The sequence below is a fragment of the Psychrobacter sp. AT9 genome (assembly GCF_047272965.1).
Classification (GTDB): Bacteria; Pseudomonadota; Gammaproteobacteria; order Pseudomonadales; family Moraxellaceae; genus Psychrobacter; species Psychrobacter glaciei.
Map to the genome: position 1 here is coordinate 1361688 of NZ_JBKOTW010000001.1, position 23232 is coordinate 1384919.

19 protein-coding genes are annotated in these 23232 nt (G+C 43.9%); 12 read left to right on the forward strand and 7 right to left on the reverse strand.

All coding sequences use genetic code 11. From position 1 onward, the window contains the following. Positions 1 to 170 precede the first annotated feature (170 nt). The 3 genes from mnmG to ACMFL8_RS05870 all read left to right on the forward strand — a co-directional run bounded on the left by mnmG (position 171) and on the right by ACMFL8_RS05870 (position 4348). Positions 171 to 2066, forward strand: coding sequence for a tRNA uridine-5-carboxymethylaminomethyl(34) synthesis enzyme MnmG (mnmG, locus tag ACMFL8_RS05860; RefSeq protein WP_210540642.1), 1896 nt, complete (start codon positions 171 to 173; stop codon positions 2064 to 2066). A gap of 223 nt (positions 2067 to 2289) precedes the next feature. Continuing rightward, positions 2290 to 3249 carry an AEC family transporter gene (locus ACMFL8_RS05865; protein ID WP_413190347.1) on the forward strand — a complete coding sequence of 320 codons (960 nt, stop codon included), beginning with the start codon at positions 2290 to 2292 and terminating at the stop codon, positions 3247 to 3249. 67 nt (positions 3250 to 3316) lie between these two features. Then, positions 3317 to 4348 carry an ornithine cyclodeaminase family protein gene (locus tag ACMFL8_RS05870; protein ID WP_413190348.1) on the forward strand — a complete coding sequence of 344 codons (1032 nt, stop codon included), beginning with the start codon at positions 3317 to 3319 and terminating at the stop codon, positions 4346 to 4348. A 99-nt stretch (positions 4349 to 4447) separates the two neighbouring features. Here ACMFL8_RS05870 and ACMFL8_RS05875 read toward each other — a convergent pair whose 3' ends face one another. Continuing rightward, positions 4448 to 4594 carry a hypothetical protein gene (locus tag ACMFL8_RS05875; RefSeq protein WP_189584903.1) on the reverse strand — a complete coding sequence of 49 codons (147 nt, stop codon included), beginning with the start codon at positions 4592 to 4594 and terminating at the stop codon, positions 4448 to 4450. Positions 4595 to 4624: 30 nt separating this feature from the next. Further along, positions 4625 to 5644 carry an LLM class flavin-dependent oxidoreductase gene (locus tag ACMFL8_RS05880; RefSeq protein ID WP_413190349.1) on the reverse strand — a complete coding sequence of 340 codons (1020 nt, stop codon included), beginning with the start codon at positions 5642 to 5644 and terminating at the stop codon, positions 4625 to 4627. A 393-nt stretch (positions 5645 to 6037) separates the two neighbouring features. Between ACMFL8_RS05880 and ACMFL8_RS05885 the strand changes: the two genes are divergently transcribed. Together ACMFL8_RS05885 and ACMFL8_RS05890 are read left to right on the forward strand one after the other, a co-directional pair. Further along, positions 6038 to 6289 carry a hypothetical protein gene (locus tag ACMFL8_RS05885; protein WP_413190350.1) on the forward strand — a complete coding sequence of 84 codons (252 nt, stop codon included), beginning with the start codon at positions 6038 to 6040 and terminating at the stop codon, positions 6287 to 6289. A 25-nt stretch (positions 6290 to 6314) separates the two neighbouring features. Then, positions 6315 to 6749, forward strand: a complete 435-nt coding sequence (locus ACMFL8_RS05890; protein WP_413190351.1) for a hypothetical protein — start codon at positions 6315 to 6317, stop codon at positions 6747 to 6749. A gap of 82 nt (positions 6750 to 6831) precedes the next feature. On the opposite strand, the gene ACMFL8_RS05895 is transcribed toward ACMFL8_RS05890, so the two are convergent. Continuing rightward, a complete protein-coding gene (locus tag ACMFL8_RS05895) occupies positions 6832 to 7776 on the reverse strand; it encodes a LysR substrate-binding domain-containing protein (RefSeq protein ID WP_413190352.1) in 945 nt (314 codons plus the stop codon). Positions 7777 to 8215: 439 nt separating this feature from the next. Continuing rightward, positions 8216 to 10399, reverse strand: coding sequence for a catalase/peroxidase HPI (gene katG, locus ACMFL8_RS05900; RefSeq protein ID WP_413191375.1), 2184 nt, complete (start codon positions 10397 to 10399; stop codon positions 8216 to 8218). Positions 10400 to 11173: 774 nt separating this feature from the next. On the opposite strand from katG, the gene ACMFL8_RS05905 reads away from it, so the two are divergent. The 5 genes from ACMFL8_RS05905 to ACMFL8_RS05925 all read left to right on the forward strand — a co-directional run bounded on the left by ACMFL8_RS05905 (position 11174) and on the right by ACMFL8_RS05925 (position 17623). Further along, the gene (locus ACMFL8_RS05905; protein ID WP_413190353.1) at positions 11174 to 13084 is read left to right on the forward strand and encodes an AmpG family muropeptide MFS transporter; all 1911 of its coding nucleotides are present in this window, start codon (positions 11174 to 11176) and stop codon (positions 13082 to 13084) included. Between the two features lie 57 nt (positions 13085 to 13141). Then, positions 13142 to 14014, forward strand: a complete 873-nt coding sequence (gene prmC / locus ACMFL8_RS05910) for a peptide chain release factor N(5)-glutamine methyltransferase (protein WP_413190354.1) — start codon at positions 13142 to 13144, stop codon at positions 14012 to 14014. A 45-nt stretch (positions 14015 to 14059) separates the two neighbouring features. Continuing rightward, positions 14060 to 14848 carry a HesA/MoeB/ThiF family protein gene (locus ACMFL8_RS05915; RefSeq protein WP_413191376.1) on the forward strand — a complete coding sequence of 263 codons (789 nt, stop codon included), beginning with the start codon at positions 14060 to 14062 and terminating at the stop codon, positions 14846 to 14848. 71 nt (positions 14849 to 14919) lie between these two features. Further along, positions 14920 to 16272 (forward strand): ABC1 kinase family protein, encoded by a 1353-nt coding sequence (locus ACMFL8_RS05920; protein ID WP_189584921.1) that lies wholly within the window; start codon positions 14920 to 14922, stop codon positions 16270 to 16272. A gap of 94 nt (positions 16273 to 16366) precedes the next feature. Beyond that, complete coding sequence (locus tag ACMFL8_RS05925; protein WP_413190355.1) at positions 16367 to 17623, forward strand: YbfB/YjiJ family MFS transporter; 1257 nt, start codon at positions 16367 to 16369, stop codon at positions 17621 to 17623. Positions 17624 to 17628: 5 nt separating this feature from the next. Here ACMFL8_RS05925 and ACMFL8_RS05930 read toward each other — a convergent pair whose 3' ends face one another. After that, on the reverse strand, positions 17629 to 18117 hold the full coding sequence (locus tag ACMFL8_RS05930; RefSeq protein WP_189584927.1) for an Lrp/AsnC family transcriptional regulator: 489 nt from the start codon (positions 18115 to 18117) through the stop codon (positions 17629 to 17631). Positions 18118 to 18334: 217 nt separating this feature from the next. On the opposite strand from ACMFL8_RS05930, the gene leuA reads away from it, so the two are divergent. Both leuA and ACMFL8_RS05940 read left to right on the forward strand, forming a co-directional pair. Next, complete coding sequence (gene leuA / locus ACMFL8_RS05935) at positions 18335 to 20119, forward strand: 2-isopropylmalate synthase (RefSeq protein WP_413190356.1); 1785 nt, start codon at positions 18335 to 18337, stop codon at positions 20117 to 20119. Positions 20120 to 20385: 266 nt separating this feature from the next. Next, the gene (locus ACMFL8_RS05940) at positions 20386 to 21006 is read left to right on the forward strand and encodes a hypothetical protein (RefSeq protein ID WP_413190357.1); all 621 of its coding nucleotides are present in this window, start codon (positions 20386 to 20388) and stop codon (positions 21004 to 21006) included. A gap of 178 nt (positions 21007 to 21184) precedes the next feature. Here the strand turns inward: ACMFL8_RS05940 and accC are convergent, their stop codons facing one another. Together accC and accB are read right to left on the reverse strand one after the other, a co-directional pair. After that, a complete protein-coding gene (gene accC, locus ACMFL8_RS05945; protein ID WP_010201258.1) occupies positions 21185 to 22546 on the reverse strand; it encodes an acetyl-CoA carboxylase biotin carboxylase subunit in 1362 nt (453 codons plus the stop codon). Between the two features lie 139 nt (positions 22547 to 22685). Further along, positions 22686 to 23114: an acetyl-CoA carboxylase biotin carboxyl carrier protein gene (accB, locus tag ACMFL8_RS05950; RefSeq protein WP_010201260.1), complete on the reverse strand. Its 429-nt coding sequence runs from the start codon at positions 23112 to 23114 to the stop codon at positions 22686 to 22688. Between the last annotated feature and the right edge of the window lie 118 nt (positions 23115 to 23232).

Sequence of the window (23232 nt, forward strand, 5' to 3'; positions counted from 1 at the left end):
AATTGTTATAATGATGGGTTATCTATTAAGCTCCTTTTTTTTCTAAAGGTCTTTAGCGATTTACCTTATCCGTTCTTAAAATACGATTGACGCCTATTTATCACGCGACAAGTTATGGTCAATAATCCATAACTTGTCGCCAGAAATATCGTCATTCAAGCGAGGCATGCATGCAATATCCAAAACATTACGACGTGGTAGTTATCGGTGGCGGTCATGCCGGTACGGAAGCTGCCTTGGCAGCCGCACGTATGGGCGCGCAGACCTTGCTGTTGACGCATAATATTGAGACGTTGGGGCAGATGAGCTGTAATCCAGCGATTGGTGGAATTGGTAAATCACACTTGGTACGTGAGATTGATGCGTTGGGCGGTGCCATGGCGCTAGCAACTGATAAAGCGGGTATTCAGTTTCGCGTATTGAACAGCCGTAAAGGTGCTGCCGTACGCGCGACACGTGCGCAAGCGGATCGTATTCTTTATAAAGCCTCTATCCGTCATACATTAGAGAACCAGCCTAACCTGGATTTATTTCAGCAAGGTGCTGATGATATTTTGGTAGAAAATGGTCGCGCAACGGCGGTTGTCAGCTCGACAGGCATTATCTTTAAGACTGAAACAGTGGTTTTGACTTCAGGCACCTTCTTAGGCGGTGTTATTCACATCGGACTTGAAAACTCAAAGGGTGGACGCGCAGGAGATCAACCGTCTATCAAGCTGGCTGATCGTTTACGTGAATTAAAATTACCCGTTGGTCGCTTAAAGACAGGCACGCCCGCACGTATCGATGCACGTAGCGTTGACTTTAGTGTGATGACGGTACAGCCGGGTGATACACCGTTGCCAGTGATGAGCTATATGGGTGATGTATCCATGCATCCTGAGCAGGTCAACTGCTATATCACGCATACCAATGCGCGCACTCATGACATCATCCGTGAGAATTTAGACCGCTCACCGATGTTCTCTGGCAAAATCGAAGGGGTTGGTCCACGTTATTGCCCATCGATTGAAGACAAAATCCATCGTTTTGCGGATAAAGACAGCCATCAGATATTTATCGAGCCAGAAGGTCTGACCACGCACGAGCTATATCCAAACGGTATCTCAACCAGTTTGCCGTTTGATGTGCAGTTAGACTTTATTCATAGTATGAAAGGGTTAGAAAATGCGCATATTACTCGTCCAGGTTATGCGATTGAATATGATTATTTTGATCCGCAAAACTTGAAGCCAACGCTTGAGACCAAGTCTATTGATCGTTTATACTTTGCTGGTCAAATCAACGGAACGACTGGCTACGAAGAAGCGGGCGTGCAGGGTCTACTAGCAGGTACTAATGCGGCACTCGTCACCACTAATAATAGTGAGTTTGAGACGTGGACACCGCGCCGCGATGAAGCGTATCTTGGTGTGCTTGTCGATGATTTGATTACCCATGGAACGACTGAGCCATATCGCATGTTCACGAGCCGCGCAGAATATCGCCTACTGCTACGTGAAGACAATGCAGATCAACGCTTAACTGAGACGGGTCGTAAGCTTGGCTTGGTAGATGATGTGCGCTGGCAGGCTTATCAAGAAAAAATGGAAGCGATTACGACAGAGACTTCACGTCTAAAAGACATGTGGGCAACACCTTCTAATGCGCTAGGTAAACAAGTCACTGAGCAAACTGGTGAAGTGCTCTCTAAAGAATCGACAGCCTTTGATTTGCTTAAGCGTCCGCAGATTCACTTTGCTGATATAGCTGCTATTACAGACTCAAAAGTCGACACACAGGTGGGTGAGCAGATAGAGATTTCTGTCAAATACGCAGGTTATATCGATCGTCAGCAAGAAGACATCGATCAAATGAAGCGTCTAGAAAATACAGCTTTGCCGTTAGACTTTGATTATAGTGTGGTGTCAGGTCTATCAAACGAGATAGTACAGAAACTTACGCAAGTCCGTCCTGCCACGTTGGCTCAAGCTGGACGTGTGAGCGGCGTTACGCCTGCTGCCATACAGCTGTTAGCAATGACGGTCAAAAAACACAAAAAAGCGAAAGCGGCTTTGGGCTCTTAAACTTAGCACAATCACGCATATAGAGTACAAAAAAACCCGTGATAATACGTTATCACGGGTTTTTATTTGTCAAAAATACAGTTGCCATTAAAAGAAAACGACACAACCTTGTTTTACAGGCTACTTTGTCTCTATACTGGGTCAGAGAGTTTCATTATTACTTGTTAATTTATCTCGTTGATGTCCATATTATGATGGGCTTGTCATCGAATTGAGCCTATTTATGATTGATGCTATTGTCTTTGCCATTACTATTGTCCTGCCCAACCTTGCCTTGATGTGGTTGGGTTTTTTTATGCAAAGACGTGGTGAGGCAAGCCAAACGTTTATTGACCAAGCATCGAGCTTTGTCTTTAATTACTGTTTGCCGTGTTTGCTTTTTTTTAGCGTTGTCGATAGTGATGTCGATTACAGCAAACAAATCACGCTGATAGTGGCTGGTATTTTGGTGACATTTATTTTGTTTATTGGTGCAGAGATTTACGCCAAATATTTTGTGAGCAAACCGGCTGATCAAGGGGTGTTTGTACAAGGCATATTTCGGAGCAATATGGCCATTATTGGACTGGCAACGGTGGCTAATGCCTATGGGGAGCGGGGCTTAAGCATCGGCGCAGTCTATATGGGTGTGGTCACAATATTGTTTAATATCTTAGCGGTTATAACCCTCAGTCGCGTGTCTAAAAGCATGGATGATACGTGGGTTAGTCGCAGTACCATGATTGTCAAAAAGCTGTTTACCAACCCATTGATCATCGCCTTGGTAGCGGCATTTGCTTATAAGGCGTTACCGCTACCACCTATTACGGGTGTGATTCATACGACTGGTGATTTACTCGCCGCGGTGGCATTGCCGTTAGCGTTGATTTGCGCCGGTGCCAGTATTGATTTGAAGTCAATGTTGCACCCTTCTGGATTGTCCATGCAGGCCAGTATCGGTCGTATTGTCATTGCGCCATTGATTGCCATCGCTATTGGATTGGGTTTTGGTCTATCAGGTGTGCATATGGGTGTATTGTTTTTGATGGCAGCAGCACCCACAGCTGCCGCCAGCTACGTGATGGCAAAAGCCATGGGTGGCAATGATGTGTTAGCGGCGAATATCTTAGCTTTTACCACCGTCGTAGGCATGTTTGGAATGGCGATTGGCGCGGCAACGTTGCGTGCATTGGGGCTGATGTAGCACCCGTTTTAACATGATAAGATAAGAGACGAGTTCAATAATAAAAATCCAAAGAGGAGCCATGTCAATGCAATTATTAAATCAAGCGGTAGTGACCGAACATCTCAATATGCAAGCTGCGATTGAGGCGATTGAAAGCTTATTAACTCAGCAAGCAGCACATCCTAATTGGGTTAAAGCACCTGAGCGCTTGGTTATTGAGACCTTTAGTGAAGATAAGAATCACAGCTCAGGCTCGCATCTATCAATGCCAGCGACTATTTATGATGGTGATCAAGAGTACACCACGGTGAAGCTAGTCACCATTTGCCCTGATAATCCCAGTCGTAATATGCCAACGACCACCGCTATCATCACTGTCTCCAACAATGATACAGGTGAGATATTAGCGATTATGGATGGCATTTATATTACGCAAGTGCGTACGGCCGCCTTATCAGGTATCGCAACCAAATACATGGCAAAGTCTGATTGCCAAAGTGTGGCGGTTGTCGGTTGTGGCGGTATGGCTTATGAGCAGCTGCATGCTGTAATGACAGTGCGCCCTGATATTAAAAAAGTGTATTTATGGAACAGAAACAATGAAGGTGCTGAGCAATTTAAGACTAAATTTGCTCGTGATTATGCGCAATGGGACGTTGAAATCCAGGTTTGCAAGGAGATCGGTGAAGCTATCCGTGATGCCGATATTATTAACGTAGCGACTCGCGCAACCGAAGGCTTATTTAGCATCGAACAAATTAAATCTGATGCACATATCAATGCCGTTGGTGCTTATCAGCCCTCGATGCAAGAGATTAGCAATGATGTGGTAGCAGGTAGTAATATGGTCGTCGTGGATGATTTGGCTGGTAGTCGTCACGAGGCTGGCGATTTGATTCAAGCGCATAATGCTTCTGACTGCGCATGGACATGGGATGACCTTAGTGGTGATTTACAAGCGCTGGTAACAGGCGAGCTAAAAGAAGATACGACTAAGTCTAAAAAAGGCATCACCCTATTTAAATCAGTAGGTGCCGCCAGTTTCGATGCGGCAGTCGCTCTGTATATTGCCAAGCAGGCTGTACAAAAAAATATCGGTTCATCAGTGGATTGGTAATACTGTTTATCACAGAACAATTGGCAAAAGTGCTACATCTTAATCAGCAATAAAAAAGCCCCCTTTTCAAATAAGAAAAGGGGGCTTTTGACATTAGCTTTAGTTATCTCTATCGCGCTTATCTTCACGGCGCTGTTTGCGTTTTGGACTGGTACGATACGTTAAATACCCACCAACGACCATAACAGCGATGAACGCTATAATGTACAAAAATATTGACGAACCAATAAAGGCAGACGGTTCCATAACCATAATCTCATTAAAAGTTATGAATGATTATGCAAGTGCGGCTGCCGATTGTAAAGTAAACAAGTTTAGCTCAGGTGTAAGTTCAAGTGAACGCAAACGTGCTGCTTGATCATAGACGTTTGCAGTGACAATCAACTCATCTGGCTGATATTGGGCAAGGAACTTAGCCAATTTGGGCTTGACCGTTTCAACAGAGCCAATGAACGAGATCGATAGCGCATTGTCCACCATCATTTTCTCTGCTTGACTCCAGATGCTATCCATATCGTAAGTTGGTTTTGGCATTTGACCCGTTTCACCACGGCGCAAACGTACGAAGCTCTGCTGCGCTGAGGTAAAGTGATAATGGGCAGTCGCATCGTCATCAGCCAATAGTAAGTTCGCTGCTACCATCACATATGGCTTGTCTAAATAGGCTGAAGGCTTGAACTGTTCACGATAAGTAGAGATTGCCTGACTAAGCATTTGCGGTGCAAAGTGGGAAGCGAACACGTAAGGCAGTCCTAAATGTGCGGCCAAGGTCGCCCCAAAAAGCGATGAGCCTAATATCCAGATAGGAATATTTGATTTAGCGCCAGGGAATGCTTGGACAGGACTGTTGTCAGTCGTATTGCCTAAAAAGTACATTAATTCCTGTACATCTTGTGGAAAACGATCAGCATCTTGCATTTGACGGCGTAGTGCCTGAAAAGTCGCGCCATCTGTACCAGGAGCACGTCCTAAACCTAAGTCGATACGGTCGCCATAGAGCGCTTGTAACGTCCCGAATTGCTCAGCAATCACCAGTGGGGCATGGTTAGGAAGCATTACGCCGCCTGCGCCAATACGTATTCGCTTGGTTTGACTGCCGATATGCGCTAGTAGTACTGAGGTCGCCGCACTCGCAATGCCAGGCATGTTGTGATGTTCTGCCATCCAATAACGGTTTAAGCCGACTTTTTCTGCAAGCTGTGCGGTCTCAACCGTCTGGGCGATACCTTCAGCAATGGTATGACCTTCAGGAACGGGGGCTAAGTCTAAAAAGGATAAGGGAATGGTATTACTCATAGATCACCTGTTTTATAAAGTTAAAAGCATTCATGGTCGTTCTGACAGTCTTATATAGGCTGTTTATAGCAACCATTGAACGCTTGTCACTTCATATTATGGGGTAGTTACTGTAAATATAAAGAGGTGTGTTAATGAGGGTAACAAATATTAGTATTGCGTTATACTCAATCATTTGATGGGCGTAGGCTAGGTTTTTAACCCAACTTTAAAACTCTACAAAGTTGTAATATTGAGATAGAATTCTATATGTAGTTTGGGTGGTAACCCAGGGATTGAACGTAGTCTGCTACTCGTGAGCCGTCACACTAGGGATTGCCATCTATATAAGAATGAAACTAGACATAAAGATATCGTTATCAATGAATAAAGCAATTAGTTATGGAGAGCGAGATGATAGAAGATGTCTTCGAAGGTATATTCAGAGTTATCGGTCGCTTCATTGGATATTTTATAATTGAGATAGTGTTTGAGGTACTATTAAAAGGAACTGGTTATTTCATTACTAGATTATTTACCAAAAACGACCCTAATCCAGAAGGCTTATTGGTAATTTTTGTAGGAACTGTGTTTTGGGTGATTGTATTTATTTTAGCCTATAGTATTTATGTCAATATAATTGCCAAGCTATTAGCTGTGATGTGAATATAAATTTATTAGGTCTTTAGACATGAATACAGTAAAAATCGAATTCGGTGTACCAGTCGATGGTTGGTTGGAGCTTACTATTAGCAATCAAAGCCAATGCATCACATTAGATATCTCTGACGTTCCATGTGATTCAATTAGTGAGCTGGCTAAAGCAGTTATTAATCTACAATTTGGCAGCAAAACTGAAGAAGTTGAATTTTCATTAGAGCCTGATTTTGCATTATGGCGTTTTATAAGCTTTGCAGATGAACTTCAAATTCAGGTATTTCCGAATTCTAGTCGTGGTAAGCCGTTCATATTTAAAGGCACTAGAGAAGAAGTGCTTTATAATTTATATAAGGCGTTGAAAGAGCTTGAGACTGAATCATTTATGCAGGATCCTGACGATATGATGCATGTTTGGTCGTGGGACTTTCCAAGCATAACATTGAATAAATATAGTAGGCGTACGTAGTAGGTAGCGTGGGTGCTAACCCACGAAGTGCGAAAATTGGAACACAATCAATCGCTTACGACATAATTTTTTAAACTATCATCTACACTAAATTACTAGGATGATCGAACTGCTTTTGGCATAATTCCATAAAAGCACGACCGTATTGGCGAATTTCGGCATCGTCCCGTACGGCCATCCAACTGGTAAAGCGGCCGAAATGATCCACTGGAATAGCTGTTAAGTTTTGATAATGACTTGGCTCAAAAGCCATTTCAGCAATAATACCAATCCCTAAACCAAGACCAACATAAGTGCTAATAACATCGGCATCGAGTGCTGCCAAAACAATGTCTGGCTCAAGACCTGCATCTGTAAAGGTTTTATCAATCGCACCGCGTCCGGTAAAACCACCGTGATAGGTAACAATTGGATAGCTGGCGAGGGTCGGCAAATCAATAGATTCGTAACTGGCAAGCTCATGATCGCTTGGCACGATAACGCGATGCGTCCAGTCATAATAGCGATAACAGCGCAGATAGTTATTATGGAGCAACGACTCGGTTGCAATACCGATGTCAGCTTGCCCGCGTATCACCATCTGGGCGATGGTCTCAGGATCCGCCTGTTGCAAGATTAGATTCACTTTAGGAAAGCGTTCTTTAAACTCTTTGACCACTTGCGGTAACACGTAACGCGCTTGCGTATGGGTGGTAGCAATGGTTAAGGTACCGACATTGGGGTTGTTAAAATCAAGGCTTAGATTCTCAATCGTACGGATTTCAGCAAAGATGGACTCGATATGCGGCATGAGCGCTGTACCCATGGTCGTCAGACCGGTCAAGCGCTTGCCTTGACGCACGAACACTTCAGTTTTTAGTTGGTTTTCAAGCGCTGCGATATGCTTGGATAAGCTTGATTGACTGGTGTGCAGTACCGTTGCCGCTTGACTTAGGTTATAGCCATTGATCACCGTATGCCACACCGTCTCCAACTGCTTGAGTTGAATTTGCAAGTGCCGCTGATTGACCACTACGTCGATTGCCATAACTGAATCCTATTGTATAAATATACAAATCCTGTCTGTATATAGAAATAAAAACGAACAAATATGCCGTAAGCGACCAGTGTAAATCAAATCTATTATTCTTGTATATAATAAATAGCTATGAATTAATAATAATTAGGAATATAGAAGTTATAATCTAGTTGCTACAGTCAGTGAAAAGTAATATCAATACATCACGCACTGCTGATATCAATTTTTCTTGCTTGCTGTGCCTGTGCCGACAGAGGCTACAAAAAATTAATATCAGCAGTATCGTAGCGTTTTTGGGGTATTGTGACTATAACTAGTTTTGAAATTGCAATAAAAGCGCATTGTTCAACAAAAAAACAGCCACCTTTTAAAAGATAGCTGTTTGTAGAGTTTGGATTTAATCCGTACCGTCAACCTTAATAAATAGCGTCAGACTAAGTACAAAAGGCTAGTCAGCGATATCAAAACGATCGGCATTCATGACCTTGTTCCAAGCACGAACGAAATCACGAACGAACTTCTCTAAATTATCGTCTTGCGCGTATAGCTCAGCATAAGCGCGTAGTATAGAGTTTGAACCAAACACTAAGTCCACACGGCTCGCTTGCCATTTTATCTTGCCAGTACTGCGTTCGCGTACTTCATAGTTACCGGCAGTATCATCACCTGTTTTTACAGGGTGCCACGTGTGGTTCATGTCTGTTAAGTTGACAAAGAAGTCGTTGGTAAGTACGCCAGCACGGTCAGTAAAGACGCCATGTTGGCTTTGACCATGATTGGTATCGAGAACTCGCATACCACCAACCAATACCACCATTTCAGGCGCGGTCAAGCCCATTAGTTGAGTGCGATCAAGCAGCATCTCTTCAGGCGATACCGCATAGTCTCGCTTGACCCAATTACGATAACCATCGTGTAAAGGCTCCAAATCTGCAAAAGATTCAGCGTCGGTCATGTCACCATCAGCATCACCGCGGCCTGCTTTGAATGGTACAGTAACGTCTACGCCGGCCTCGTTCGCTGCTTGTTCGATACCGGCATTACCAGCCAACACAATAAGATCAGCCAAACTGACATCTTTGTCAAAACCAGCTTGAATGCGTGTCAATGTCTCAAGCACGCGTTGTAATTGCTCAGGCTCATTGCCTGTCCAGTCTTTTTGCGGAGCCAAACGAATGCGTGCACCATTTGCACCACCGCGATAGTCTGAAGCACGGAATGTGCGAGCACTATCCCAAGCGGTAATGATTAACTCACGGCGGCTCAGATCGCTGTCTAATATTTGTGATTTTAGCGTCGCAATATCATCAGCAGTTAGGTCAGCATTTCCTGTTGGAATAGGGTCTTGCCATACAAAGTCTTCGATTGGCACGTCTGCACCTAAGTAGCGAGCTTTAGGACCTAAATCACGGTGAGTCAGCTTGAACCATGCTTTGGCAAATACTTCATCAAAATATTCAGGGTTTTGATGGAACTTCTCTGAAATCTCAAGATAGACAGGATCTTTAATCAAGGCCATATCCGCATCGGTCATGATTGGGTTGCGGCGGACACTTGAGTCATGCGCGTCTAATGGTCGATCTTCTTCTTTGATATCCGTTGGTTCCCACTGCCACGCGCCTGCTGGGCTTTTGGTCAACGCCCAGTTTTGGTTTAAGAGTAACTCAAAGTAGCCATGATCCCATTGGGTAGGATTGGTCGTCCATGCACCTTCGATACCACTTGAGACGGTATCACCTGCATTGCCATTGCCTTTAGGGTTGCGCCAGCCTAGACCTTGTTCTTTGACATCGGCAGCTTCTGGCTCATCTTCTAATATCGTCGCATCACCATTACCATGACATTTACCAACGGTATGTCCGCCAGCTGTCAAAGCCACAGTTTCTTCATCATTCATCGACATACGAGCAAAGGTGGTACGCATATCTTGCGCTGTTTTGAGCGGGTCAGGGTTGCCATCGACCCCTTCAGGGTTCACATAGATCAAGCCCATTTGCACTGCTGCTAGTGGGTTTTCGAGTGATGCACGGTCTTCATCGCTGTCATAACGGTTTTCGGTAGCAGCAAGCCATTCACGCTCAGAACCCCAGTAGATGTCTTTTTCTGGATGCCAGATATCAGCGCGGCCACCAGCGAAACCTAAGGTTTTAAAGCCCATAGATTCATAAGCCATGTTACCTGCCAAAATCATCAAATCAGCCCAAGATAATTTATTGCCATATTTTTTCTTAATTGGCCACAATAGACGACGGGCTTTATCAAGGTTGACGTTATCAGGCCAGCTGTTCAATGGTGCAAAGCGTTGGTTACCAGTGTTAGAGCCGCCGCGACCATCAGCACCGCGATAGGTACCAGCTGAATGCCATGCCATACGAATCATCAAGCCACCATAGTGACCCCAATCGGCTGGCCACCATTCTTGTGACTCAGTCATTAGGTTTTTTAAATCAGTTTTGACAGCTTCTAAATCAAGCTGCTTAAAAGCTTCAGCATAATCAAATTCTTCACCCATTGGATCAGTTTTTTTGTCTTGCTGATGCAATATGTCTAGGTTTAGGCTGTTTGGCCACCAATCAGTTGCAGCAGAGGCAGTGGTAGTATGTGCTTGATGCATAACTGGACAGCCGCCCATACTAGGTCGCTGCGGCGCATGCGTATGATCGACGTTTTCACTATGAATCGTCGGTCCCTTATCATCACCTTGGTCATAAGTTGTATTGGTTGGTGCATCGTTGTTGTCACTGCTGTCATGATCAATGGGGCAACGTCCAGCATCTGGTGTTGCGTTCTTATCAGCTGTGGTGGGGGTCGAGTTGGACATTGTATAGCTCCTAGGCTTTGTTGATAGATGTGTTGATAAAGAGGACAAACAGTTAATCGTGTTGACCGTTGCTTATACACAAAGCATAACCAAGTACTATGTATTTATAAAACTAATATATAAGAATCATAAGTTTTAAATAACCAATCATCAAAGTCTTGAAGTTGTCTATAGTCCGATGCACGGTTAACGCCATGACTGGGTATCAAGAATCCAACCCATGCTGATTTTATCTTGGTCTGTATAGCAAAAAAAGAATGGTTAGGTACTCTTAAAAACAAAGAGAATGTATGGAAAGATCAGGAAATTTTTACCCTTAATTACAGATTATCATATCCCCTGTTACGACTGTGAAATAGATGTCCCAGTGGAGTGCTGTCCGTGATAAGTTAATTCAGAAATATCTAGTCAAGGTAGGCGTTCTCAAGTACCATAATTGAATTTTGTGGTAATGCTCGTTTTGTGCAACGCTGAGCAATTTTTATCAATCCTTTTTGGCGACAGCTGATAGCGGATTTTTGTTATAAATGATTGATAAAAATTGTGCGCAGTTGTGTTTTTTGTCTCAAGTTTCGGTGAGTTATTATGTCTGCTGTTAAATCTGTGCCACCCAATCAGCCACTTGTCAAAAAATCCTGGGGAGAGGCTGCCAAAGCTTATCTAGATCCCCGTGTCATTATTATGTTGTTTTTGGGTTTTTCAGCGGGTATTCCGATATTGCTTATTTTTTCAAGCTTATCATTATGGCTTCGAGAAGCAGGCATCGACCGAAATGTTGTGACCATGTTTAGTTGGGCAGCATTAGGGTATTCGTTTAAGTTTATTTGGGCACCATTAATTGATGCGCTCCCTGTGCCGTTTTTGACCAAATGGCTTGGGCGTCGCCGCAGTTGGATGGTCGTGTCGCAGCTACTCATTGTACTGGCGATCATTTTGATGGCAAAAGTGAACCCTGTCAGTGAGGATGTACTGGTCTATATGGCAGGCGCTGCCGTGCTGCTTGGTTTCTCTTCTGCGACACAAGATATCGTGATTGATGCTTATCGTATCGAGCTGGCACCGCCATCTATGCAGTCTATTTTGTCTTCTATCTATGTGTCAGGCTATCGTATCGGTATGATCGTGGCTGGGGCGGGCGCATTGTATTTGGCGGATTACTTTGGCTCGAATGAGACTTTTTATAGTTATGAGGCATGGCGTAATACTTACTACATCATGGCAGGGGTGATGACTTTAGGGATATTAACCACTTTCGCCAGCTATGAGCCAACCGCTGAGACGGTACAAACCCAAAAGCAAAAAAGCAATTTAAAAATATTCCTTGTGTACTCTGGTTTACTGCTCGTACCGGGTTTGCTGTTTGGTGTTATCTACCTGATCAATATTTTGATCAATACCGTGTTTGATAGCACAGTGGCATTGATACCACTAATGCTGATGCCAGCTATTAAGTTTTACTTTTTGGCATTGGTCGCGTGCGCACCGTTGTTGCTACTTTACTTCATTATTAACCAGCCCAAAATCATTAATAAAGCGCCATTGGTCGCTGAAACTCGTGAAGACTACGTCAGATTAGTAGCATTGTTTGTATTTTCAGTGATTGCGTTTATCGCCGCTTATATAGTGATGGGACAAGTCCTGCCAGAGTTTGAAGGGGCGTTTGTCAGCTTCTTTGTAGAAACCTTGCATCTGCTAGTGAGCTTAGGTGTGGCAATGGCGGCAGGCTATGTATTGGTACAAGTGGGTCTGGTCAAAAAAGAAGTGGCCATGGCCACTTGGATTGAGCCAATTTTAGATTTCTTTCGACGCTATGGCAAAAAAGCTCTATTACTATTATTGTTGATTGGTCTATATCGTATTTCAGATATCGTGGCAGGGGTTATCTCAAACGTCTTTTATCAGGATATGGGCTTTAGCAAAACGGATATCGCCAATGCCGTAAAACTGGTCGGTGTGATCATGGCGATTGCAGGTGGTTTCTTAGGCGGGCTATTGGCTCAGCGTTTCCGAATTATGCAAGCTATGATGATTGGCGCTATTTTAGCCTGTGCAACCAACTTACTGTTTGTGCTATTGACGTATAATCCAGGCAGTTTGCCAGTCATGTATTTGGCAGTGATTTTTGATAACTTGGCCGCAGGCCTTGCGAGCGCCGTATTTATTGCCTTCTTATCCGCATTGACTTCCATTCGCTTTACCGCCGTTCAGTATGCGATTTTTTCCTCACTGATGACGCTGATACCCAAAGTGATGGGTGGTTATTCTGGTGCCATCGTTGATAATATGGGTTACCCATTTTTCTTTATCTTCACCTTTGCTATTGGTATTCCAATTTTGGCACTGATTTACTTTGTCGATAAACACATTGTCATTGGTGATAACGATGATATTTATGGCGATGATGATAACGACAGCAATAGTGGTGGTAAGCCCTCATTAAGCAAGGTAAACCCTAGTTTAACAGATACTAAAGAGCCACCACGTGCAACGGAGTAGTGGCAGCATCAGGTTTTTTATCTTATTTAACATGCATAATATTTTTGAGAGTTACTTATGACAGCATCGACCATTCGTCAAATAAAGCAGCAAATTGGGCAACTGACGAATGATGAGTCAAATAATCAGCTACCATCGTTTTGGTTTACTGATTGGCTACTGCATGTCATAGATAAGCCTGCGATAGCGTTGATGACGGATGAGGCTTACCAGCTAACTGATAGTGAGCTTGCTCAGTTCAACGCTGGTGTGGTGAAAATGCAGCAAGGCATACCGCTTGCGTATCTGACTGGGCAGCAGGAGTTTTGGTCGCTTAAATTTAGCGTGAATGAGCACACGCTGATACCTAGGCCTGATACCGAAGTATTGGTCGAGCAGGTATTAAACTGGATAAATGCTCAGCCAACGCAACTCAGTAATAAACGATTACTAGATTTGGGGACAGGTTCAGGTTGTATCGCTATCAGTCTTGCTCATGAGTTAAAGCACGCTAATTGGCAAGTCGTGGCGGTTGATTTATCGTCAGAGGCGCTTAAAGTGGCTCAGCAAAATGCGGTGAGCAATAATGTTGCCAATGTTGAATTTATTCAAAGCAGTTGGTATCAGGCGCTATCTATTTACGATGAGCCGAAGTTTGATATTATCGTATCAAACCCTCCTTATATTGACGAGACAGACGAGCATTTAGCCCATCTAACAGCTGAACCGATCAGTGCGCTAAGTTCGCCGAATCAGGGTTTGGCTGATATCGAACATATTATCCAGCAAGCACCGCAATATTTACGAACAGGTGGGTTATTAGCTATCGAACATGGCCATGACCAAGGTGCTACTGTTAGGCAGTTGTTTTTGGATAGTAATTTTGAATCAGTGTATACCGTAAAAGATTACGGTGGTAATGATCGCGTCACGCTAGGACAAGCTCAGTAGACAGATTTTTTAGTAAACTTATTTGATTATAGGCTTTGAATGACTATGGTAGAAGCGCTGTTACAGCTATCAGATGACGAGCTGCTCCGTTATGCTCGGCAAGTTTTATTAGACGGTTGGGATATGGATGCTCAGCTACGACTGAAATCAGCACGCGTGGTGATGATAGGGGCAGGCGGTCTTGGCTGCCCTGCATCTGAGACTTTGGTACGTGCAGGACTTGGGGAAATTCATCTGATCGATGATGATGAAATTGAGGCAAGCAACTTACAACGGCAAACGCTGTTTTTGCCTGACGATATCGGTAAGCCCAAAGCATTGACCGCAGCAGCCATGTTAGAGCGCATCAATCCTTTAATAAAGACTCGCGGCACAGTTGCACGGTTAGATGAAGACAATGCCTATGAATTGCTCGATATAGCCTCTGGTAAGCCGGACTTGCTCTTAGACTGTACGGATAATTTTGACACACGTGACATTATCAATCGTATCAGCGTGCGCTACCAAATCCCGCTATTGTCCGCCTCAGCGATTGCTATGCAAGGTCAGCTCGCACTGTTTGAGCCTCATTTGAACACTGGTTGTTATCACTGCGTATTTGGCTCAGTGGTGCTTGACGAAGCGGCTGATGAACGTACGTGTGCCAATTCAGGAGTGCTAGCCAGTACCACTGCTGTTATGGGCAATCTTCAAGCGAATGCTGCCTTACAGTACTTAGGATTAACCAAAAATCCACTGACAAATAAGCTGTTAATATGGGATGGTAGTCAGATGCAGCAACGGCTCATGGGCTATCGTCAAGATCCACAATGTCCCGTGTGCACCAGTCATTAGCAATGACTCGATACTTAGCTTTTGTAATCATCTATCCCCAAACATTCCTTTTATTACCATAGTTGTTTCTTATGAAAATTCATCGTCCGCATTTATTAAAGCATACTTTTAATGTCGTCAATCGTGTTCGCCAAACAGCTAGCGTGGCAGGTTTATCTGCGCTGAGAGTGGCAAAAGGTGAAAAACCTGATGCCATGCTACTTAAAGAAACCTTTGAGCAGTTAGGTACGACTTATATCAAAATTGGCCAGTTTATTGCCAGTACGCCGTCATTGTTTCCACGCGACTATGTCAAGGCGTTCCAAAGTTGTTTGGATCAGACGACGCCATTATCTTTTGCGTATATTGAACAGGTGCTCACAGAAGAGCTGGCGATTGATGGCATGACGCTTGATGACAAGTTTGCCCATATCGACTCAAAGCCACTAGCGTCAGCCTCTATTGCCCAAGTCCATGCAGCGCGTTTGCACAATGGTGATGAGGTTGTGCTAAAGGTACAAAAGCCGGGCGTTGAGACCATCATGCAGACGGATTTGGGCGTATTGCATGGCGTCACTAAGTTAGTTGAGCTACTCATGCCATCGATGAAGTTTGCGAGCATTGCACCTATTATCGATGAGATTCGTTTGCGAATGCTTGCTGAGACGGACTTTATCGCCGAGGCGCAAAACATCCGTGATTTTCAGCAGTTCTTAGCAGTATCAGGTAACACTCGCGTGGTCGCACCCAAAGTATATGAAGCGCTGACCACCAAGCGCGTGTTAACTATGAGCCGTTTATATGGCGTCTCTATGGTCGATGAGTCGCTCATGCGCCAATACTGCGCTGATCCTGCGCAAGTTATGGCAGATACGTTAAACACATGGTTTGCCAGCCTCATGCTGTGCAATAGCTTCCACGCTGACTTGCATGCGGGCAATTTGATGCTGCTGACTGATGGCCGTATTGGCTTTTTGGACTTTGGTATTGTCGGTAAGCTTAAAGCCGAAAGCTGGCGGGCTTGTATGGGCATGATGCAAGCCATGCAGGACAGTGACTATCAATCAATGGCACGCCATATGATTGATATGGAGATGACGCATGGTGGTAATAAAGTCGATGTGGTGGCATTGGGCAATGATTTGCAGCGTATGATGAAAACCATCATGGCGGAGGACAAAGCCTTTACCAGCGGTGTGCCTTTTAACAGCAAAGAGCAAGCCGATGAGATGAATAAAATGATGCTAGAAATCGTAGAAGTCGGTAAGCGTCATGGCATCCATTTTCCACGTGATTTTGCCTTATTGACCAAGCAGATGCTTTATTTTGACCGTTTTATGCGTACGCTGGCGCCTGATATGGATATGTTTAGTGATCAACGTGTGCAAATGTTGGGACATACAGAGATAGATGCAACCATGCCACCAGCATTAAATGTATCGTAAGTTTTTATTGTATGTTTCATTATTAACTTGTCACTGCTTTTGAATGCTTTAACACAAAGGATTGTGTGCTAATGGTCGCAAAAATGGCTCTGTCATGATGACGGCTTTTAAAAACCGTATTTTCCCTACGATTACCAACGAAGCTGCCATTGCCTGTATCGGTCTTTACTGCATGGCAGTGGTTATGGGCTATGGCCGCTTTCTTTTTACCGCCACCTTACCTGATATTATGGTGCAATTGTCGTTATCGACGACGATTGCAGGCTGGTTGGCTTCAATCAATTATATTGGATACTTTATCGGCGCGCTCATTGCCATGTTCGTACCTCAGCGCGCGACATGGCAGGTCATGACGCTTTGGGTCATGGTAAGTATCGTCACAACGATGCTGCTGGTTGTGCCATCTATGTCGTTAAATTTATGGTATATCATTCGCTTGCTGGCAGGCATTGCAAGCGGTGTGGCAATGATTTTAAGCTCTTCGTTTGTGATTCAAAATCTCAGTCCTGAGCGTCGCTCTGTACTTTCGGCAGTACATTATGCAGGTATTGGTGTTGGCATTAGCGCCTCCGCCATACTGACGTGGTGGCTATTAATATTGGGTTATCATTTTGATGTGATTTGGCTAGTAGCAGGTCTTACTAGTCTGCCGCTTTTGTGGCTGCTCTATGCTATAAAACCAAGACAGTCACAGCATACTGAATCTCAGCACATTCGCGCTAAACAGCACATATCAGTGCATCAAACCTATTTAAATTTTAAGCATTCCTTATACGAAGCCGTTGCTGGTCACCATAAAGCCCTTGCGCTACTTTCTGTGAGCTATGTACTTGCTGGGTTTGGTTATATCAGTTCTGCGACTTTTTTGCCAGTGATGGCAGCGCAGCGGTTAACAGCGCAAACTTATGCTGGACTATTGATTTGGCTGGTTGTTGGTATTTTTGCTATGTTATCAAACCCCTTGTGGGGGGCACTTGCCAAGCGAATTGGGGAAACAAAAACCTTGATGGGTTTGACGGTATTGCAAGCATTTGGTATGTGCTTACCCATATGGTTCGATGGTGCGATTGGCTTGTATGGTAATGCCGCTATCTTAGGGCTAACTTTCGTTGGTATGGTATCGATGACACTCACTTTGTTTAAAAATATCAATCCTGCCTATTCTAATTTGCTGATTGCATTGGCAACATTGGCTTATGCATTGGGGCAGTTTTTAGGGCCATTGGTGACTGTGGCCTTGGCAGGGCAGGACGACAATTTCAATGCAGGGTTACTTGTTGCTGCTATTGGATTGATGATTGGATTGGTACTATTAATATTGTTCCATCGGCAGTCACCCACAAGTGCTTAAACCCTTTACACCACGCTGCGGCTAAATACTTCTCGTAGCTCAAAACTGGTATGCACTTGCGCCACGCCTTCGATACGATTGAGCCGATGTAATAAAAACTCCTCGTAATGCGCCATATCGCGCACTCTCACTTTAATAAGATAGTCTTCCGTGCGTCCTGTGACGATGCTACAGCTAATAACTTCCTCAAAACTCTGGACCTTGCGCTCAAACTGCTCGAAACGCTCAGCCGTATGACGATCCATACTGACTGCGATAAATACGGCGAGCGGGTAACCAAGTTTTTGCGCATCTGTTTTGGTATGATAGCCAGTGATGACGCCAGTATCTTCTAAGCGTTTGATGCGGCGGGCACAAGGGGTCGCAGATAAATTGACACGTTCGGCAAGCTCGGTGATACTCATTCGGGCTTCAGTCTGTAATAAACACAATAAACGTCTATCAGTCTCGTCAATATCAGTCAATATGGGACTATCAGAATGACTACTAGGCATGGAATAGTTACTCGCTAGTGAAATAATCTAATTATATCTAAAAAAACGCTTTATTTCACTAAATAAACTCTAATTATAGTGTAATAAAGCGAGTTTCTCTCTCATAAACTTTGCTATTATTAGAGTATAAGTTTTAGTTATCTCGTATGCTCAATACTGATCTAATCAGCAGCCTTATTCGCTAAAATATAAATTTCATATTACCTAAGGATTGATTATGTCTGACCAAGCCACACGCACTGTAGCCACGCCGACTGCCAAAAAGACACCAAAAAGTGCCGCTTTTGACTATCAAAAATATCGTCCATTTGCGTTTGCGCCCTCACTGCCGGATCGCACATGGCCAAGCAAAACGATTGAGAAATCACCAATATGGGCAAGTGTCGATCTGCGTGATGGTAATCAGGCTTTGATCGATCCGATGACTATTGAACAAAAAATGCGCTTTTTTGAAACTTTAGTCGATGTAGGGTTTAAAGAAATCGAGATTGGTTTCCCATCAGCGGCGCAAGTTGAGTTTGATTTTGCCCGCAAACTCATCGAAGAAAACCATGTGCCTAATGATGTGACGTTGCAGGTCTTGGTACAGGCACGTGAGCATCTAATTGCCCGTACGTTTGAATCATTAAAAGGCGCAAAACGTGCTGTCGTCCATGTCTATAATTCAACCAGCTGTGTCCAACGTGAAAAAGTCTATGGCAAAGACAAAGCTGAGATTAAAGAAATTGCTATCGTAGGTGCCAAGCTATTGAAAGAATATGCGGCAAAATACCCTGAGACAGAATGGGTGTTTCAATACTCGCCTGAAAGCTTTAGCCAGACAGAGACTGAGTATGCGGTAGAAGTCTGCGATGCGGTTTGTGAAATTTGGCAGCCGCAGAATGGTCAAGAAGTAATTTTTAATTTACCGGCGACCGTTGAAGCATCTATGCCCAATGTCTTTGCCGATCAAGTTGAGTATTTCTGTCGCCATCTTGCTATGCGCGAGCATGTGATCGTTAGTTTGCATACGCACAATGACCGTGGCTGTGCTGTTGCCGCTGCTGAGCTAGGGGTGCTTGCGGGTGCAGATCGTATTGAAGGCACGTTGCTTGGTAATGGCGAGCGTACCGGTAATATGGATATTATGGTCATGGCGATGAACTTATTTAGCCAAGGTATTGATCCTGAGCTTGATTTTAGCAATATGAGTGAAATCGTCCAAGTGGTCAGCGAATGCAATAACTTGCCGCTGCATCCACGTCATCCTTATGTTGGTGAATTGGTCTTTACTGCCTTTAGTGGCTCACATCAAGATGCCATCAAAAAATCTCTCGATTATAATGAGCAACATACAGACCAAACCGATAACGTTTGGGATGTGGCATATCTACCTATTGATCCGGCACACATTGGTCGCAGTTACCAAGATGTGGTACGTATCAACAGCCAGTCTGGCAAAGGTGGGGTCGCTTATATCTTGCAACGCAATTATGGCTTTAACTTGCCACGTTGGATGCAAATTGACTTTAGCCGCGTGGTTCAGCAGCAAGCTGAAACAGTGGCGCGCGAATTACAAAATGATGAAATCCTACAGACCTTTGAGGACACCTATTTACGTCAAGGTAGCTTTGAGCTACTAGACTACAGTGTGAACAACAAAGGTGGACAGGTTTATTTTAACGGTCAAGTACAGATGAATGGCGATACCATTACTATCGATGGCACGGGTAATGGTCCATTGTCCTCATTTATCAATGGTCTTGCGCAGCATACTGGCAAGTCGCTACATATCATTAATTATGCTGAGCACGCGATCAATCCGCAGCACAATAGCGGTAATGGCATCGATGATGATAACAATCGTGATAACAAAACCAATGCCAATGCTGCCGCTTACATTCAATTGAATGTTGATGGCGAGGTTTACTCTGGTATTGGCACCTGTAGCAGCACGGTATCAGCGATGTTAAAAGGAGCATTATCCGCCTTTGCTCAAGCATTAAATACTACGGCTGCTTAATAGCTTAACAGTAGTACATAGCGCGCTAGTAGCGTTGATACTGCCCACGCATAACGTCATGGTTCTTTACGATTCGTCAGTGAGAGCCATGGCGTTATTGTTTGAGTGGTTAAAACAGACACGGGTGATAAAATAATTAATAGCTTATTGGATTCTGTGTGTCATAAATTCATAAACCCAATAGCATAATGTTACTTGTGTTTTTGGTGTCTAAGACTTACGCTAATGTGCGTATTGCTCAATTATTATAAATAAAAAGGTTAATTATGGAACCGATATCATTTGCTTCATTTACATTGGCCTCTATTCTGGCTTCCTTGCCAGTGAATGGCGAAGTAGTTAGTAAGCCGACGATTACGACGCATATTAGTCCTGCCATTGCTGGACAATGGGAAATAGACTTAGACAGTAGTATGACCATGACTAAAGAGGCTGAGGCTAGGCAAGCGGCATTGGTAGACACGCCAGCAAGCAAAGGTGATGAGTCAAAAATAAATGCTGGTACAGACGGTGGGATTCTTACACAAAGCGAAGAGCGTGTTCTCAATATTCAGCCGAACACTCGCAATAATTTAATGGCGTCAGCGTTGGCTTCCAATCAATGCCGTGAGTTATATAACTTTGGTGCCGACAATGAAATGTGGGCTGTCAGTGGTGAAGAATGGACGTACGGTCGCTATCTGGTCACTCATCGCGAAGAAGGCTTACCCGTTATTGCCATTCGAACGGTATATGACAATAATGAAGTAGACTGCTCTGGTAATAAGATTGATCAAACTGATGAAGCGCTGATAGCGTTTTTGAACCATGATGGCAACCAAATGCAGTGGTGCGCTGACCCTGATGGCAAAGAATGCTTTATGAATTTCAACAGAGTATTGCCATAATGTTTGATACATTCTATTGATATTATTATCTATAAAGAAAACTTAATTTTATGTGAGCCCATTAAAAAACCCGCTATCTTAATAGATAGCGGGTTTTTTTAGTCTATTTATCAGGTCTGTTTATCAACGCTAAATGATGATTTTACTCATTATCGTTATATAAAAATAAAGTGGCAAACTAAGACGCTGATTTGGCTTTGTGTGCTGTTAATAATTCTCTTTCTAGATAGTGAATGTTTTGTGCTTCTTGTACAAAACTATCATCCGCTAATATCACGTCACGATGTAAAGGAATATTGGTTTTGATGCCCTCAATCACCAATTCATCAAGCGCATGTAGTGTCTTCGAGATGGCTTGCTGGCGAGTTTGACCATGACAGATAAGCTTACCTATCAACGAATCATAATACGTCGGTATCTCATACCCAGGATACAAATGCGAATCGAATCGAACACCAGCACCGCTTGGCGCAAACAACTGGTTGACGGTACCCGGACAAGGCATAAAGGTCGCTGGATCTTCAGCATTAATACGGCACTCAATCGCATGACCTTGAATTTCAATCTCGCTTTGACGATAAGACAAGCCGTAACCTGCGGCAATTTTTAGCTGCTCAACGACGACGTCGATACCCGTAATCATCTCAGTAACGGGATGCTCTACCTGTACTCGAGTGTTCATCTCAATAAAGAAAAACTCGTTGTTTTCAAACAAAAACTCAAAGGTACCGGCACCGCGATACTTGACCAGCTCGCAAGCTTTGACGCATGCCCTTAAGATAGGCTCGCGCACATCATCAGGGATATCGGGCGCAGGTGCTTCTTCTAGGACTTTTTGATGACGACGTTGTAATGAGCAATCACGGTCATATAGATGAATCGCATTACCATTGCCATCGCCCAGTACTTGTACTTCGACATGACGTGGGTTTTGTAGATAGCGTTCCATATAGACGGTATCATCACCAAACCATAGCTCAGCTTCTTGTTTTGCTGCTTGTACTTGTCCGATGACCTCTTCGAAGCGCTCAACCACGCGCATCCCACGACCACCACCACCAGAAGCCGCCTTGATCAATAGGGGGAAACCAATGTTGCGTGCTTGTTCTTCCGCATTGTGTAAGGTCACCGCTCCAACAGAGCCGGGTACGGTAGGTACGCCTGCTTTTTTCATGGCATTAATAGCGGAGACTTTATTACCCATGAGTCGGATATGATCGGCATTAGGGCCAACGAAGGTTAGTCCTGCTTCTTCAACACGCTCAGCGAACTCGGCGTTTTCGGACAAAAAACCATAACCGGGATGGATAGCATCAGCACCAGAGATTTCTGCTGCGGTTAAAATAGTATTGATATCAAGATAGCTTTGATTGGCATTCGGCTTGCCGATACAAATGGCCTCATCAACAAAACGCAGGTGCATCAAATTGGCGTCAGCCGTTGAGTAGACGCCTACGGTTTCGATTCCTAGCGCTTTACACGCACGAACGATGCGTAGTGCGATTTCACCTCTATTGGCGATGAGCAGTTTTTTTATCATGGGGTCATCCTTGTCGAAGCGGTAGTTAATGACTAAGTCGCTATGCCAGTCATCGATTGCCATCATCAAATGCAATGGTGAGAAGCGATGAGCAATAACGAGATATCAATCATAACGAAGTAAAGGTTGGCGAATCTTATTACGCTTTGTAGCGAATCATAGGCTGGCCAAACTGTACGACTTCAGAGTTATCTACCAAAATTTCGTCAACGACACCACTTTGAGTCGCTTCAAGAGGATTCATGATTTTCATGGCTTCGATAATACCAAGCGTATCACCCGCTTGAACCTTTTGTCCGACTTTCACAAATGGTGGATCATTCGGGCTAGGCGCTGAATAATACACGCCAACCATTGGTGAGGTTTCAACGCTACCAGCTTTTATGGCCGGTTTTGTGTCAGCAGCAGCAGGTGCTACTCCAGCAGCAGGCGCAGCCATCATCGTTGGTACTGGCGTGTCATAATGCCTTGTCAGACTAATATGCTCATCATCCGAACTGATTTCTAAATTGACCAGTTCACTTTCTTCCATGAGGGCGATTAGGGTACGTATTTTTTCAATATCCATAGTTTTTATAATGCCTTGTACTAAATTCAAGAAATAGTGTAACGAAATATTGTCTAAGTAATTGCTAATGATACCTAGATTCATGGCAATGAGCAATCAATGTACAGTTGTTAACTGA

Excerpts from the sequence above, each read along its gene's own strand:
- ACMFL8_RS05920 (WP_189584921.1), top strand. The coding sequence starts at position 14,920 with ATGAAAATTCATCGTCCGCATTTATTAAAGCATACTTTTAATGTCGTC.
- ACMFL8_RS05915 (WP_413191376.1), top strand. The coding sequence starts at position 14,060 with ATGGTAGAAGCGCTGTTACAGCTATCAGATGACGAGCTGCTCCGTTAT.
- ACMFL8_RS05890 (WP_413190351.1), top strand. The coding sequence starts at position 6,315 with ATGAATACAGTAAAAATCGAATTCGGTGTACCAGTCGATGGTTGGTTG.
- accC (WP_010201258.1), bottom strand. The coding sequence starts at position 22,546 with ATGATAAAAAAACTGCTCATCGCCAATAGAGGTGAAATCGCACTACGC.
- ACMFL8_RS05895 (WP_413190352.1), bottom strand. The coding sequence starts at position 7,776 with ATGGCAATCGACGTAGTGGTCAATCAGCGGCACTTGCAAATTCAACTC.
- ACMFL8_RS05905 (WP_413190353.1), top strand. The coding sequence starts at position 11,174 with ATGTCTGCTGTTAAATCTGTGCCACCCAATCAGCCACTTGTCAAAAAA.
- katG (WP_413191375.1), bottom strand. The coding sequence starts at position 10,399 with ATGGGCGGCTGTCCAGTTATGCATCAAGCACATACTACCACTGCCTCT.
- ACMFL8_RS05880 (WP_413190349.1), bottom strand. The coding sequence starts at position 5,644 with ATGAGTAATACCATTCCCTTATCCTTTTTAGACTTAGCCCCCGTTCCT.
- ACMFL8_RS05870 (WP_413190348.1), top strand. The coding sequence starts at position 3,317 with ATGCAATTATTAAATCAAGCGGTAGTGACCGAACATCTCAATATGCAA.
- mnmG (WP_210540642.1), top strand. The coding sequence starts at position 171 with ATGCAATATCCAAAACATTACGACGTGGTAGTTATCGGTGGCGGTCAT.
- leuA (WP_413190356.1), top strand. The coding sequence starts at position 18,335 with ATGTCTGACCAAGCCACACGCACTGTAGCCACGCCGACTGCCAAAAAG.
- ACMFL8_RS05875 (WP_189584903.1), bottom strand. The coding sequence starts at position 4,594 with ATGGAACCGTCTGCCTTTATTGGTTCGTCAATATTTTTGTACATTATA.
- ACMFL8_RS05885 (WP_413190350.1), top strand. The coding sequence starts at position 6,038 with ATGATAGAAGATGTCTTCGAAGGTATATTCAGAGTTATCGGTCGCTTC.
- accB (WP_010201260.1), bottom strand. The coding sequence starts at position 23,114 with ATGGATATTGAAAAAATACGTACCCTAATCGCCCTCATGGAAGAAAGT.
- ACMFL8_RS05925 (WP_413190355.1), top strand. The coding sequence starts at position 16,367 with ATGATGACGGCTTTTAAAAACCGTATTTTCCCTACGATTACCAACGAA.
- ACMFL8_RS05930 (WP_189584927.1), bottom strand. The coding sequence starts at position 18,117 with ATGCCTAGTAGTCATTCTGATAGTCCCATATTGACTGATATTGACGAG.
- ACMFL8_RS05865 (WP_413190347.1), top strand. The coding sequence starts at position 2,290 with ATGATTGATGCTATTGTCTTTGCCATTACTATTGTCCTGCCCAACCTT.
- prmC (WP_413190354.1), top strand. The coding sequence starts at position 13,142 with ATGACAGCATCGACCATTCGTCAAATAAAGCAGCAAATTGGGCAACTG.
- ACMFL8_RS05940 (WP_413190357.1), top strand. The coding sequence starts at position 20,386 with ATGGAACCGATATCATTTGCTTCATTTACATTGGCCTCTATTCTGGCT.